Origin of the sequence: Variovorax sp. PBL-E5, from assembly GCF_901827185.1 — a bacterium.
Taxonomy (GTDB): Bacteria; Pseudomonadota; Gammaproteobacteria; order Burkholderiales; family Burkholderiaceae_C; genus Variovorax.
Genome location: NZ_LR594672.1, coordinates 151,392 through 165,504, shown reverse-complemented (window position 1 = coordinate 165,504; position 14,113 = coordinate 151,392). Strand labels below are relative to the sequence as shown.

The window sequence follows — 14,113 nt, the reverse complement described above, 5'->3', positions numbered from 1 at the left end:
GCCGCGCCGCCGGCCAGTTGCGGAAACCGTAGGGCTTTCGTCACGACTGCCGGCGCGCGAACGGAGCCCCGAGCGCCCGGGGCACCTCTCCATCGCACATCGTGTTGTTGCGTGCGTACTCCGCGGGTGAGTCGATTTGCCGGTGCGCAGCTTTTACCCCATCGAACCGGCTCTTGCCCCACGGCAGCCACTGGCTTTTGAGGTTCTCGGTGAACGCGACCCGCAGCTCGCCCGGCGTTCCGTAGAAAACGCGGTTTCCGAAGGAGCGGCTCAGCGCGGCCTTGAGCTCGTCAGCTACCCTCTCCGCGTGAGCCTGGTTCGCCTTTACATGGCGAAGCTCGTGTTCCGCAATCTCCCAGAATGCGCAGGTGCCCTTCGGGAACTCCTTGGCCACCGTCACACGTTGGGGCCCCACCTGAACCTGCACCTTCACCTTTGGTCTGGCGCAAGCCAGTCCGGTTGCTCGGTCGACCAAGGTTTGTCCTTCCCAGCTCGACGACAACTGAAAGTTGGCTTGGGTGAGCCCTAACGTGATGTGAGCCGCGCCGCCCAGAGGCGCCTTTCGCGTGAGCTCCTGAGCGCCCATGCCAAATTCGTAGACGACCTCGCTGGGCAGCGAATCCACGATGACCGCGCCGAGCCCCAGCCGCCGCTCGCACTCGACCTTGAAGCGCTCGGGAGGCTCGGGCTGGGCTTGCGCGGATAGCCCGGAGGCAGCGAGGATTGCTGCGGCAAGCAGGCGAACGCACAGATTTGGCGCCGACAGGGGCGCGTACGATGAAGGCACGGCGGACAGGAAGAGCTACGGGACTACGTCTAGGCATGCGCGCGTTCTGTGCCCGGCAGGCGGGCGCGCGCTGTGGCTACACGGAGGTAGGTCAACTACTCACACAAAGCAACGATGAAGCTCCAGAAACATCCCCCGGTGAACAAGATTTCGGTTTCGGACGCTTTCCGGGTACGCGTCTTCAACATCGCCCAGGAAGTGCACTACATGTTCCAGGCTCACAGCGAGGCCCGTGGCGGCCATCCCGTCGAGTTCAGCTGCCACATGTACGACTCGGCGTCGTGCGACTACGCGGCGTACATTGACGTGGAGACCATCCCAACCGATAGCCACGGCCACCGCCGCTGCTGCGCAACGGGCAATACGCTCGACGAGCTGGTTTCGAACCTGGACCTCGCCCACAGGCCGTCGGAGCTCGCCGAGCTGCGCATGCTATTGGCAACGCGAAGCCTCACCAACAAGAAGCAGCCCATCGGCGACCTGGTTCTCTACGAACCCTCAGCCGAGCAGCGTGAACGCCATGCCGCGGCGCGTGCCCGCTTTGTCAAGGAACACCTTGAGAAGGAGAAAGCGGCAATGACGCAGCGCACGTCCATCGCCATCGAAGCCGCAGCGGAACACGTCGCCGCAGCTGCGAAGTTTGGCATCCGGCGAGATTTGGCACCGAACTTCGACAGAATCTGACAGCCTATAGGCCTTGATTGCGAAAGGACCCCCTCAACGAGGCGGGTCCTTTTCTTTGACTGCCCCGGACGAAAATGCCCTGCAACCAGAAGGTCGCAGGGCATCAAAATCAGCCGAGCTTAGGCGGCGTATTGCTTGTGCATCGCGCGAACCATCGAAATCTGCGTCCGCAACAGAAGCTTCGCATTCTCGTACGCCAGCTCTTGCTGGCAGAAGCGGCGCCGAGCAATCTTAATCATGGGAAGAATCTCTTCCTCCGCTTCCTGCACATAACTGAGCTGCTTCTCAGGCGGCCAGGCCTCGCCCATCGTGTTCTGGTTATTTCCGCGGTCTGCCGGCTTCGCGATGCTGGCCGTTCGGGACCTCGCCAGGCCGGCTTTATACTCCGCCGGCGTCTTCTTGACCCCGTCAACTACCTTGCTGATGGCTTCGACGCCATCAGCGACTTCGGAGCCGAATCGACTCACGAATTCGTTGTAGCGAAGGTTCCCGTCCTCCATGGCGTCATGCAGCAATGTCACCGCGATGGTCTCGATGGGCTTGATGAGGTCCGGCAGCGTCATGACGTACATCGTCGCTTCCACCGGGTGGATGATGTACGGGCCGCCGGTGCCTTTTCGAATCTGGTCCGCATGGACCTCAATCGAGCACTCGAGCGCGTCAACGGCAAGGTACCAGGAGGGGTCGACCTTGCCGGCGCCCAGGAGGCGCGAGCGCAGGATTGAGACGTACTTCTTGGTGTGGGCCTTCGCGGCAGCTAGCGTGTTGGTTTCGGACATGAGTACCTTTCTGAGTTGTTCTCTTACCTTCGCCGTCTAGCGAACCCTTCGCCGTGCGGCTGACGTGTGCCCAAACTCGGGCGCCCTTCGCGCCAGGCGTGAACTTCTGACGACAGCCGCAGGTGCAAATTTAGGGCCCCTGATGCATCGTAGTCATATTCGTTTTAAACTGATAGCTTATAGAAGGGGCAAGGCGAATCACCCCTCTAAAACATTACTTTTTGAGAGCGAGCACCGCATGCGTGAGGGAGAGGTATCCCAGGTCGAGCTGATGGCCAAAGACGTTGAGTTCGTGATTCGTGGATTGCTGGAGGAAGGCCGTGCGGTGTTGGTCGCCTTTTCGAGCGGAAAGGATTCATCGCTGGTCTTGGCGCTGGCCCTAAACGCAGCCCTCGCCCTAAAGCGGTCCGGCGGCGATGTGCCACCAATCCTGATTACGCACGGGGATACCGGCATTGAGAACCCAACAATTTCTGCGCTGGCAATGCGAGAAATGGAAAAGGCCAGGCAATTTGGCCTTGCGCACGGTATCACCGTGGTCGCGGAGGTCGCACGACCGTCGCTCAACGACTCCTGGGCCGTCTCCGTCCTCTCCGGGCGCAAGCTGCCCACCTTCGCCAATGCGGCATCCCGCGACTGCACGGTCGGCTACAAGGTGCTCCCGATGGCCCGCCTTCGAAAGAAGTTGCTCGCCCGATTCAAGAAGCACGCTGCCGCGGCGGTCACACTGCTCGGCACCCGCTTTGAGGAGTCGACGGGCAGAGCTGCCCGGATGGAGGAACGAGGCGAGTCAGCGACGCGCCCCTGGTCGAAGAATGGCCAGTTGTTCCTCAGTCCAATCGCGTTCTGGACTACTGATGACGTCTGGGAGGCCTTGGGCCATATACGCAGGGGCGCTCTTGAAGCGTTCACCAACGCGCGAGACGTCTTCGAGGTCTACGCCGCTGGCGGGGGTTCATCGTGCGCTGTAGTGGCCGACATGGCAACAGAAGGGGTCAAGAAGTCACGCGCCTGCGGAGCGAGGTTCGGGTGCTCCCTGTGCGCGGCCGTTGGGCGCGACAAGTCGCTGGAAGCGATGATTGAATCGGACCCGGGCTACGCCTGGCTGCGTGGCTTGAATCGGATTCAGCGGTTCATCGTCGACACGCAGTACGACTTCGACCGCAGAAGTTGGCTGCAGCGCCAGTCCGATGGGAACGGGTTCCTTGTCGTCAAGCCGGACACCTACTCGCCGGCCATGCTTGCGGAGCTCCTACGCTACTGCCTCACGGCCGATGCCGAAGAGCGGGTGGCAGCGCGCCGCGTCGGCTCAAGTCCGCGGTTCCAGCTGGTATCTCCCTCTGCAGTGGTGGCAATCGACGCGAGTTGGGGCCTGCAGGGCCAGTTTGAGCGGCCATTTACAGCGGTGGAGATTTGGCTCGACGTGCATGTGCGTGGACGCCGGTACCATCCCCCTGAGAATCTGGTCGCCTTCCCGCCCCGCGGCGTACCGAAGGAGCGCTTTCTATGGGTGGGCACGGACTGGGGAGCCGGCGAGAACCTGGACTTTCTAGGGCTGCGGGACGTTGTACGAGAGATGGTGCACCAGGATGGCACCCCTAACACGACGCTCAAAAACGGGCGCCAAGTCCTGCGCGCCCACGAGGCGGAACTCTTTGACGTTGACGAGGAAGCGGCTGAGGAGTTTCTTACCTGGGAAGCCGAGCACAAGGTTGAGCAGTCCAGGCGCCTGGACCTTGCGGGGACCGCCTCCTATTTCTACTACGCCGGCCTGGGGCTCATCTCGACCTCCAAGCGGCACCTGGGCATGCTCGACGAGGTCGTGCGCAGAACCAACTGGAAGCGGGACATCGGCCTGTGCGGTTCGGGCGCCGCGGCCAAGGCAAAGGCGCTCTCCATTTCCCGCGAGAAGCGCGACGAACACCTTTCCGAAGCAGCCCGGGGCGCGAAATCCTCGGTCCCCGACCGCTCCCTACACGAGCAAGGCCAACTTAAAATCAACCCGTCATGAACTTCATCTCTCGCCCTCGTGGCGTCAAGCACGGCAAGCGCGCCCGCGCTGTGAGCAAGAAGGTCTTCCAGACCCACCTCGGCGACGTGCCGCTCGATATGACGGCGCTCAACAAGGTCCTCGAGGAGCGCGTCAACGGACCTGTCTGGAATCCTGGCGATGTGCTGCTCGTCGACACCATCGTGCCCGAGGGCTCTGCGGAAAGCATGCGTGCGTGGCTCGCCACGTTTGGAATCCGCAAGGCCGACTTTGTCGATGCCGGCACGCTCAATGCGTGCGAAGGCTCCACTTTCCACGAGGACTCGCAGGCCTACGGGAATGAGTTTTTCTGTATACAGTGGCTCGAGCACACCGACCCCTGGGACCTGGTGTTCCCCGAATCAGGCATCCGGATTCCGCTTTCGAGGGGTTCCACCGTCCTTTTCGACCCCGCGAACGTCCACGGCGTCGTAGGGCGGGGATGCTCGCAGTTTGACGAGCCTTCGCTCGGCGACTACGGGGTGCAGGCATTTTCGTCGCTGAATCTGAAATCCAACCCGAAGCTCATGCGGCTCTTCGATGTCGCCTGGCTGAAGGACAGCCACGATACCCTGGACCTGACCTGGAATGAGCCGCCGCGTCGCGTTTGTCACCTGACTGGCGCGGCGGTCTCCTGTTAGCTTTCTCAAGCAGCGCACACCCGTGCGCTGCTTTTACTCCACTGAAGGCTCCCGTGGCCGGGGCCGCCTAAGAAACCCCGGAACCGGTCGGTGTGGCGGCGCTCGAATTGGTAACGCCCTGGAAGTTTTTGCCAATTTGGCGTGGCGTTGCCGGCGCCCGTTGCTACACGAGAAAGTTCCTCAACCAGCAAAAGGCCATATGCCCGATATCCACAGCTACGCCGACGTCATCGTCGCAAACGTGTACCACCTGCTGCCGAAAGGGACCGACCAGGCCTATGCAGTCAGCATTCGCATGGATTTCAACAACTACCAGACGGACAAGGAGCTTCCGACAGTTGGTGGCTACCTGCACCTCGCATGCCACGCCCCGGCCAACTACATGTCGGTTTTCGCCGCGCTGACGAAGCGCCCAATCGCACGCTATGACGAGCTGGACTGGGCCCACGTGTGCTCCCATGACAGCGCTTGGCGCGACGACGGAATTCGGGCCACGATGCGCGAAACGTTCCGGACGCTCCATTGGCACGCCGAGAGCTACCTAAACTGCTCGCAGGAGAGCTTGTCGGTCCACCTCGGAATCGAAGACATGGCCCTAAGCCTGGTGCACGAGCTTCTAGCTCCCGCGACGCTCCGGTTAGACCGCAGCCGTCTCGACGTAGCTGGCTTCATCAAAAAGGTCCCGGGCTGACGCACTCCGCCCCTTCAATCTCATTCATCGTCCCGCCTTGTGCGGGATTTTTTTATCGTACAGCGCACGCTCGTTGCACAAAGCTTCGTCCCTATAGGTCGTGGAAACTTCCTTCTGACCAAGCGCCATTTCCATGACCGCCTTCCAAGGAGCAGGACTCCTCTTCACCGTCATCTCCGTCTTCGGTGTCATCAACCATCGATACCTGAAGCTGCCCGACACTCTGGGCATCACGGCAGTTGGATTGATGCTTTGCCTTGGCCTGTCCATTCTTGGGACGGGCCACCCTGAGATGGTGGCTCAGGCTCAGAAGCTGGTGACCCAGATTGACTTCTCAGAGGTAGTCTTCCACGGCTTGCTCTCCTTGCTTTTGTTTGCAGGGGCGCTTCACGTCGACGTCTCGCGCCTGCGTGCCCACAGGGCTCCCGTCTTTCTACTGGCGACGGTCGGAGTCGTCATCTCCACGGCCGTAGTCGGGTTCGGCCTTTACTTGGTCGCAAGCCTGTTCGGTAGCCCCATCAGCTTGTTGTGGTGCCTCGTGTTCGGTGCCCTCATCTCTCCGACTGACCCGATTGCTGTGTTGAGCGTGTTGAAGAGCGCTGGTGCGCCGCCGGCACTGGAGTCAAAAATCGCGGGCGAGGCTCTCTTCAACGACGGCACAGCTGTCGTGACGTTCGTAACGCTGCTCGGCCTCGCGGCCGGCACAACACATTTCTCGTTGGGTGAGGTTGCAGTGACGCTCGCACGCGAGGTCATCGGTGCCCTGCTCCTAGGAGTGGCTGTGGGATACGGAGCCTCCTTGATGGTCTCCCGCGTGGAGAGCTACCCGGTCGAAATCCTCATCACCCTCGCTGTTGCCACGGCCGGCTACAGCCTTGCCGAGCTCCTGCATGTTTCCGCGCCCCTGGCTGTGGTCATCATGGGGCTCGTGCTTGGCAGTCACGGTGCAACAAAAAGCATGACTGCAAAGACGCGTGAGCATCTGTTCAACTTCTGGTCCCTGTTGGATGAGCTGCTGAACCTGTTGCTTTTCGGGCTCATCGGGCTCCAGATGATTGCGGTGTCGCTCAAGGCAAATGTGGTCTACCTGGGCCTCGCCGCCATCCCGGTCGTTCTCACGGCGCGATTCCTCAGCGTTGCTGCACCTTTGTCGGCGCTGAGGGGCTTTCACGCCATGAGCCCTCACGCAGCCAAGGTGATGACCTGGGGTGGTCTGCGGGGCGGCATTTCGATTGCGTTGGCCCTCTCTCTGCCGGTGTTCGAAGGCCGCGACCTCATCATAGGCGTGACCTACATCGTCGTGGTCTTCAGCCTGCTGGTCCAGGCGACGACCCTCGGGCCGCTCGTCAAGCGGCTAGGGCGCTCCTGCTCCGGCGAGTAGTCAGCAAGCGAAGCGATGGCTCGGGCGTCGTTCTTGTTTAGGTCGACTCTAAAACGGTGCGAGCCTAAAACATCAATGCTATAATGGCTAAGCCGTGGCCTACGCGTGGGTTCTTTCCAAAGGGACCCTTTTTTAACACCCTGCCGCTTCCCCTAACACCATACATGACTATCCACATCTTCGGCGGCGGAACCATCATGCATGTCCGCAGCCACATGGCGCTATGTGCGCCGGCGAAGGGCGGAACGGCCAGGAAGCTTGCCGAACTCCTTAGAGGCAAAGGCGCCTCCTGCGAGCTCCACCTCACGGGCATGGCGGACCCTGACAGTTCGATGGATACCAACGACGACGTCGAGGCAGAGCTCCGCCGGGTCCTCGCGCTACCGGAGACACAGGCAATCGTGTTCAACGTTGCGCTCTGCGACATGAACGGCCAGATTGGTGACGTGAAGTCTGGCAAGTACGCCGAGCGCCTCCAAACCAGAAAGGTCCCGGAGGGCGGGCTCGTGATGAAATTGCGGCCAACCTCAAAGGTCTTGGGCCTCGTCAAAGAGCTGCGCCCGGACGTGTTGGCAGTTGGGTTCAAGACGACCGCGGGGCAGGCTCCGGAGGTGCAGGTGCAGCGTGCTGCTGTGATGGCGCAGCAGCATGGGCTGCCACTTGTGTTCGCCAACGACGTTGTGACGCGATACAACATGGTCATTCCCTTCCTGGCGGAGCCCGCCGGCGAGCCTTGGCCGCTTTACGCAGGCGACAACCGAGAATCGGCGCTCGGGCACCTGGCTGACCTCGTTCTGCTGGGCCTCAAACATGGCTAAGCCGCTCGTCGCTGTAGACGGCGCATCCGGGACCGTAGGGCTCACGCTTATGGCACGCCTCGCCGGCCGGGATGACATCGAGGTCACTCCCCTTGGCAGCAAAACGCCGGCCGACGAGAGACAGGCAGTCCTCGAGCGGGCGTCGGTAGCGGTGTTGTGCCTGCCCGAAGCAGCCGCGCGCGCCGCAGTCGCTTCCGCCCCGAAGGGGCTGCGCATCCTTGACGCCAGTCCAGCTCACCGAACCGCCGAGGGCTGGGTATACGGCCTGCCAGAGCTCTCCAAGGACCAGCCTGGCGCCATCCGACATGCCGACCGTGTGGCCAACCCGGGCTGCTACGCGACGGGGGCGATTTTGCTGCTTCGACCGTTCGCCAAGGAGCTGGCAGACGCCGATTACCCCGTCAGCGTCACCGCCGTGGGCGGGTATACGTCTGGTGGCAAGAAGATGATTGAAGCCTTCGCGGCGGACCCGTTCGGGTACCGACTGTACGGGCTCGACCTCAACCACCGGCACGTCCCGGAAATCGTGCGGTTCGCGCAGCTCAAGAGCACGCCAGTTTTCATGCCAGCCGTGGCAGGGTATGCCCGAGGAACCTTGGTGCAGGTGCCGCTGCACCTGACAGCCCTGGGGCTGCGCCTTGAAGAGGTCGTAGAGCGGCTGCAAGGCGCCTACAGGCTGACGCGTGTCCACGTCGACGTGGACACGGATACGCGCCACTTAGATGCCCGCTGCACGGGAACGAACGACGAAGATGGTGTTTTCGTTTCGGTTCATCCGAGCGTCGATAGTTCGTGCTTGGTGCTATCGGCCGCATTTGACAACCTCGGCAAAGGTGCTGCCGGCGCCGCCTTGAACAACGTACTCCTAATGCTTGGAAGCAGCCTCCCTTTCGCCGGGACCAACGGCCGCCGAAGCTGAAGGCCTGGCACCTTCGTGGAGGCTGGTTCGGTCGAATAGCTCGCAAACTAATGGGGCTCGCCACAGTGGGGGTTCTTGTGTTTAGCTACAGCATCCCTTCGCTAGCTACACCCTTCAGGTCATCAACTGAAGGAACCCCTTGAAATATCTTCGCACCCCTGGCGGCAATCTCCAGTTCATCCTCGAGTCGGACGACGACAAGGAACTGGTAGCAGACCTGCTCGAAACCCACGGTGGCGACGACGTGACGCTGCTCTCCTGGCTCTTGGAAGCAACCGGTTGGTCACCCAACGGGCACTTCGACCGCATCAACCCCGAGGATGTCGCCGCCCTTACAGATGCCCCCATGCTGGCAACAGATGTCGAATACCTCGACGACGGCTCGCGACGCGTACACGGCGACGTCTGGTGGTACCCCGACTACGCTGTTCGCAACTTTGGCGACGAGCTGCTGGCAACCGGCAAGACCCAGTTCACGCTGGCTGCCTAGGCCGACCGGAGGGCCGGCGCTCCACATACTCCAAGCAACTACCGAAGGAACACGATGCCAGCAAGTCAAACCGCTGCCGACAATCAAGGCGCGCTCTCTCCGCGCGCGAAGGCCTTAGGCCTCGACGTCGCAGGCACCTATTTCGACTACGACACGAAGATGCGCGAGCCGCGCATCCCGAGTACCGACGAAGCCTGGGAGGACGGAACACTCGGCCGGGACGCCCGCTACGCCCGCGTAGTCTCGCCGCAGGACGCTTACGGCCTCGGTTAACGACCAGCCCAGCTCATGATTAAAGGGGACCGCATCGCGGTCCCCTTTGTTTTGGAATCAATCAGGCTTCAGGGTCTCGAGCGAGTCGACCCGAAGGCGCGGCCCCACGGCCTTTGCCTCCCTTGCACGGGTCACCGTGCCGTGCACGCGGACTCGAGTGTTCTGCCGGCGGGCTGCCTCTTCGGGCGAAAGGCCCTCGAGCGCCCAAACGCCTGCATCCTTGGTGACGACAGCCGGCGTGTTGAACTCGGCCGTTCCCCGCAAAACGAGTTTTCCGGTGAGTTCGATGTGCTGGCCGACCGACGGTGCCGCGCAGGCCGACAGCGCAAGCGTACTCAGAAGCATGGAAGCAAGAGCGAAACGGGGATTTTTGAGCATTGGCGGTCCTAGTATGGGGCAGAAAAAAGCTGCTCCTTGGTGTAGGAGCAGCTTTGAAATCAGACCGTCGAGGGTCTTAGTTGACGATGACCGTCAGCGTCGTGCCTTGCGGGACGCGAATCGTCTCGTTGTACGTCCCGGTCGCGTGGTAGCGGGTGACAGGGAAGCTCGCCAGGGACTCCAGCTGTGCTGGAACCGCAGACGGCAAACCACGCTCGACTTCACCAAAGAAGGCTGGGTCAATGTCCACCAGGTTGAAGCCTTCTTCGCTACGAGCGGGCATCGTGTACTCAGGCACGCCCGAGCTCACCGGCACCAGACCAGCCGAGGCGGCCGAGAAGCGACGCAGTTCTTTGCCAATGCCCGAGCCAGCACGCTGAGCCTTGATGGCGGCGTCCAGGATGTCCGCAGAGTCCTCGATGCCCGTGCTGTTCAGCACCGACTTGAAGAAGCCGAGGCCAAACTGGCGATTCAGGAAGCCACCGAACGAGCCGGAGACCGCGTAGCTTTCGCAGGTTGCTGCCATCGGCGTCCAGTTCAGCAGGCTGCAGTTGTAGCTGCCGACACCGCGGTAGTTCAGGTAGGAGGGGAAGCGCACGTCACGAATTGCGTTGTGAGCCTCGTCCAGCTTGAAGCTGGCCCAGTCCTCCATCATCAGCGCAGACATTTCTTCGAGCCAGATGTCGAACGTGAATTCAACGCCCATCTGGACGCCGCGGCGGTAGAAGTTCTGCATGTGCATGCCTTCGTGCGCCAGGGCTGTCACGATTTGCTTGAGACCACGCTCGCCGTCCAGGTACATCGTTTCCGTGTCCATGTACAAGCTCAGGGACTCGTTGCTCATCGCCAGTTGCGGGTCGCCGTCCTTCTTGAAGTTGTTCAGCGCCCAGAAGTAGCCGCCGAGGCCGTAGGCCTGGTTGTTCTGGTCGAAGTTCACGAAGAAGATGTCAATCGGCTGTGCCGTGCCATCCAGGAGGAAGGATTCAGCGTGCGGGCCCCAAAGAGGGCCACCGACCTTCACCAACATGTCGTAGATGCCGCCGGTGCCTGCGAACGTGTCCCGCATGCGGGTCACGAGCGCGTCAGAGACGCGTGCCGGGGCCAGCTCCGAAGCTTCGACCCAGACGTTCACCATCGTGCCGTCGCCGGTCATCTTCTGGTCTGCCAGCCTGACGGTGCGCTGCGAGCGGTCGTTGAGGTACACGGTCCGCTGTTGGCCAACCGCATAGCCAGAAGCCTGCGAAGGCGCCGTCGGCGCAGTCAGCTTGGCTGCATACATCGACTTGGATGCCTTGCCGCCGAGCAGCTTTCCGAAGCCAGCGCGATTGAACTCGCTGATTTCAGCCTTCGCTGCGACGTCCACCTTGTTCGGCTCGACGTCGCCGATGACCGACTTGCTCAGAAGCTGGGTCTTGCCGCCGAGGTTGTAGATTTGCAGCGCCGGCATCGGCACCGCTTCAGCGGATTCGTTAGTGAACACCAGCGTCACCAATTGACCGTTCAGGCCTTTGATGGACACCGGAATGTCGACAGGAATCGTGGAGGTGTTCGAAGCCTGCCAGACGCCGGTACCCGAACCCCCGTAGGTGTTCTGGTCGACCGCGCCGCAGCCGGTGCAAGCAGCGACTAACGGCGAGTCGGTCGGTTGCGCGGGCGTTTGGGGCGCTTCCACGACGGGTGGCGTCGTGGGCGTTTCCGGGAAGGCCATCATGCCTCCACCGCCACCACCGCCACCGCCACCCCCGCAAGCGGTGAGTGCAACGGCAACAGCCAGGCCGGCGGCGAAGCCCAAGAGAGATTTCGTTCGATAACGGTACATGCGTCCTGTTTCCTTGTTCCGGCTGTGCCGGCTTTTCGTTGGCGACGCGAGGTCGCAAAAAATGTGGTTCCTTCGCGGTCTAGCAACCGCCCATGAAAAGGGGGTACGGGTCTAAAAGGAAGGTCTGCGAGGGACCTGACGGCCCGCTGCAACGACGCATTAAAGGGAGAGCAGTGCGCCGGGCTCGGTGACTCGTTCGTCGATTTGCATGTGGCGCACGTCTCGCACATGAGCAAGGAGCTGAGGCGCGCCGTCGACGGCCACCAGCGTCAGGCTGATGCTGACGGTGAATTCCGAGCCGTCTACGCGGCGCACGCGCCAAGTGAAATACACGGGTAGCCCTGAAAGCGCCGATTGCATCTTGCTCAGGGCCATCTCGCGCGAGAGCTGCCCATCCGGTTGCAGCCGAGGGGCGAGGTCCCAGGGGTCAAATCCGGCAAGCTCATCGGCGCGGCTCATGCGGAGCATCCGAAGCAGCTTCGGGTTCGCTTCCATCAACTTGCCGTCCCGAAACAGTGCGATGCCGTCATTGGCCTGCTCAAACAGGACGCCGTAGCGACGGGCGTATCGTTTTGCCTCGGTCTCGGCACGTCGAAGTTCCGTGATGTCGCAAACGATGCCGCATACCCGGACAATTTGACCCGCAGCGTCCTTGACGACCTGCCCCGATACGAAGAGGACATCAGCCCCGCCAAGGCTGCGCTCGATGCTCACGTCAAAACGAAATCCCTCTCGATTTCGGGTCGCCCACAGGAATCGTCGCAGGACGCGGCGCTTTTCCTCAGGCGCGAGGGCGCCAAGGAAGGCTTCAAGCGTTCTCCCCCAGGTCGGACCACGGTGGCCCGCAAGATTGGCGAGCTGGCGTGACCGATAGAACCGTCGGGGCTCGGTGCTGTAGTCGAATACGCCCTCGCGCAGCCCGCTTGCGGCAAGTTCGAAACGCTCCTCCTCGGCTCGCAGGCGGCGTAGCCAGGCAAAGATTGCGGCACACATGGCCCAAAAGAAGACCAGACCCACAGTGCAGAACAGGATGACGCCGCGCGTGACCTCTCGCCAGGCTTTGAACACCTGAATCCTGTCCAGCCCGACCGCCACGATAAGCGGATGGCCGGGAACACGGCTGTATGCCGCGAATTTGGCCCGACCGTCCTTGGCAACGCCCGCCGGAATGGTGAATGTGCCCTCGGCGCCGAACGAGCCCACAGGCAGGGTGGTTCCGGCAAGGTTGTCCCCGACCGTACTGGCGGTGTATGGCACACGTGTCAGCAAGATTCCCCGGTCGCTCACCAGGGAAAGGACCGTGTGGGGCCGGGTGGTCAACGAGCGATAGAAAGTCCGCACGTAGCGCAGGTCGACCAACGCCATGACCATGCCGCCAAACTTCCCCTTGTCGTCGTAAATCGCTTTGGAAATTGGCAGCACCCACTCGGTGCCATCGGGCGCCCGCCGCGGCTCTCCGATGTGGGTCCCGCGGTCCAGGGGCGTTTTCTTAAAGTAGGCGAGTGTTTCGCAGTCCTTGAAGTAGGCGTCAGGCGGGGTGACGCGCCCAGAACTTGCGACCACCTCGCCATTCGGGCCCACCGCCAGAAGGGTCGCAATGACGGCGTTATCGAGCACCTCGCGTGCGATGGCTTGATGCACCCTCGCGGGCGAGAGGGCGCGGTAGCCGCCCTCTGCGCGGATGGCCGAAGCCGAGGCGTGGAGCGTGTTCGTTACGTCCCGCAAGGAGGCCGACAGGTGACCGGAGAGGCTTTGGGCCACGAGCTGCCCTTCCCTGTATGCTTCTTCGATGGAGCGCTCACGGGAGGAACAGGCCGACCAGACGGCAAAGGCCACGGTGACACTGGTCACGACGAACGCCGACAGGGCCAAGACGTATTGAAGGGGAATTCGGCGGGCCAGCATTCGATATCTCAGGGGTTGCCTATGGGTTATCGGCGCGAGGACCGGAAGCTTTAGGCCGCCATCGCCGATGAGGCCCCTGCGGCTAACCCGGCGGTCACAAGTGCTGTCAGCGCTTGGTTTTCGGCGTCTCGCTTCCTACCGCGCATCATGGTCCCGCGAGGACAGGGGCGTTCGCTATAGGTGGCACGGACAACCTCCGTGCTTTGCACCAAGGAGATTTAATGCAAGTTCAGACCAACAGCCGCGCCCAACGACGCTTTCTCGATGCCGTCGCCATCCAGCGCCAAGTGGCAATCGCCAGGTCTCGCGCCACGGCCGTTAACGACGCTCGCGTTTCTGTTCAGCGTGGCCGCTTCCGCAAACACCACGCAATGGACTGTGGAAATACGAACTGCGGCCTGTGCAGCAATGCCCGCCGCAATCCGCACTCGAGTGGCCTTGCCCGGCTGACCCGTCAAGAGCGGGTGCATCTCGAGCAGCTGTCCGGCGGCGTTCGCGAGCTTTTTTCGGGCCACTAAG

General features: G+C 62.0%; 15 protein-coding genes. 10 read left to right on the top strand and 5 right to left on the bottom strand.

All coding sequences use genetic code 11. The features are described 5' to 3' along the window. Positions 1–40 precede the first annotated feature (40 nt). Positions 41–787, bottom strand: coding sequence for a hypothetical protein (locus WDLP6_RS28545; RefSeq protein WP_162570773.1), 747 nt, complete (start codon positions 785–787; stop codon positions 41–43). Positions 788–901: 114 nt separating this feature from the next. Here WDLP6_RS28545 and WDLP6_RS28540 point away from each other — a divergent pair, with 114 nt between their 5' ends. Further along, positions 902–1,471, top strand: coding sequence for a hypothetical protein (locus WDLP6_RS28540; protein ID WP_162570772.1), 570 nt, complete (start codon positions 902–904; stop codon positions 1,469–1,471). Positions 1,472–1,590: 119 nt separating this feature from the next. On the opposite strand, the gene WDLP6_RS28535 is transcribed toward WDLP6_RS28540, so the two are convergent. After that, complete coding sequence (locus tag WDLP6_RS28535) at positions 1,591–2,250, bottom strand: HD domain-containing protein (protein ID WP_162570771.1); 660 nt, start codon at positions 2,248–2,250, stop codon at positions 1,591–1,593. Between the two features lie 238 nt (positions 2,251–2,488). Between WDLP6_RS28535 and WDLP6_RS28530 the strand changes: the two genes are divergently transcribed. The 8 genes from WDLP6_RS28530 (at position 2,489) to WDLP6_RS28495 (ending at position 9,492) form a co-directional block, all read left to right on the top strand. Continuing rightward, positions 2,489–4,261 (top strand): phosphoadenosine phosphosulfate reductase domain-containing protein, encoded by a 1,773-nt coding sequence (locus WDLP6_RS28530; protein WP_232077590.1) that lies wholly within the window; start codon positions 2,489–2,491, stop codon positions 4,259–4,261. Beyond that, on the top strand, positions 4,258–4,920 hold the full coding sequence (locus tag WDLP6_RS28525) for a hypothetical protein (protein WP_068677307.1): 663 nt from the start codon (positions 4,258–4,260) through the stop codon (positions 4,918–4,920). The genes WDLP6_RS28530 and WDLP6_RS28525 overlap by 4 nt, the downstream gene beginning before the upstream one ends. Before the next feature lie 199 nt (positions 4,921–5,119). Beyond that, positions 5,120–5,611, top strand: coding sequence for a hypothetical protein (locus tag WDLP6_RS28520; RefSeq protein WP_068677305.1), 492 nt, complete (start codon positions 5,120–5,122; stop codon positions 5,609–5,611). Between the two features lie 133 nt (positions 5,612–5,744). Further along, positions 5,745–6,992 (top strand): cation:proton antiporter, encoded by a 1,248-nt coding sequence (locus tag WDLP6_RS28515; protein WP_068677303.1) that lies wholly within the window; start codon positions 5,745–5,747, stop codon positions 6,990–6,992. A gap of 164 nt (positions 6,993–7,156) precedes the next feature. Beyond that, positions 7,157–7,810 carry a phosphopantothenoylcysteine decarboxylase gene (locus tag WDLP6_RS28510; RefSeq protein ID WP_068677301.1) on the top strand — a complete coding sequence of 218 codons (654 nt, stop codon included), beginning with the start codon at positions 7,157–7,159 and terminating at the stop codon, positions 7,808–7,810. Beyond that, positions 7,803–8,729 (top strand): N-acetyl-gamma-glutamyl-phosphate reductase, encoded by a 927-nt coding sequence (gene argC, locus WDLP6_RS28505; RefSeq protein WP_068677299.1) that lies wholly within the window; start codon positions 7,803–7,805, stop codon positions 8,727–8,729. The genes WDLP6_RS28510 and argC overlap by 8 nt, the downstream gene beginning before the upstream one ends. A 139-nt stretch (positions 8,730–8,868) precedes the next feature. Beyond that, positions 8,869–9,219, top strand: a complete 351-nt coding sequence (locus tag WDLP6_RS28500) for a hypothetical protein (protein WP_068677297.1) — start codon at positions 8,869–8,871, stop codon at positions 9,217–9,219. Positions 9,220–9,273: 54 nt separating this feature from the next. Continuing rightward, the gene (locus WDLP6_RS28495; protein WP_068677295.1) at positions 9,274–9,492 is read left to right on the top strand and encodes a hypothetical protein; all 219 of its coding nucleotides are present in this window, start codon (positions 9,274–9,276) and stop codon (positions 9,490–9,492) included. 57 nt (positions 9,493–9,549) lie between these two features. Here WDLP6_RS28495 and WDLP6_RS28490 read toward each other — a convergent pair whose 3' ends face one another. From WDLP6_RS28490 to WDLP6_RS28480, 3 genes are all read right to left on the bottom strand, one after another. After that, a complete protein-coding gene (locus WDLP6_RS28490) occupies positions 9,550–9,870 on the bottom strand; it encodes a hypothetical protein (RefSeq protein WP_068677293.1) in 321 nt (106 codons plus the stop codon). Positions 9,871–9,946: 76 nt separating this feature from the next. After that, entirely contained in the window at positions 9,947–11,689 is a 1,743-nt protein-coding gene (locus WDLP6_RS28485; RefSeq protein WP_232076909.1) for a M30 family zinc metallopeptidase, read from the bottom strand. Positions 11,690–11,848: 159 nt separating this feature from the next. Next, positions 11,849–13,594 (bottom strand): cache domain-containing protein, encoded by a 1,746-nt coding sequence (locus WDLP6_RS28480; RefSeq protein ID WP_068677290.1) that lies wholly within the window; start codon positions 13,592–13,594, stop codon positions 11,849–11,851. Between the two features lie 221 nt (positions 13,595–13,815). Between WDLP6_RS28480 and WDLP6_RS28475 the strand changes: the two genes are divergently transcribed. Beyond that, a complete protein-coding gene (locus WDLP6_RS28475; RefSeq protein WP_102906933.1) occupies positions 13,816–14,112 on the top strand; it encodes a hypothetical protein in 297 nt (98 codons plus the stop codon). The last annotated feature ends 1 nt before the right edge of the window (position 14,113 follow it).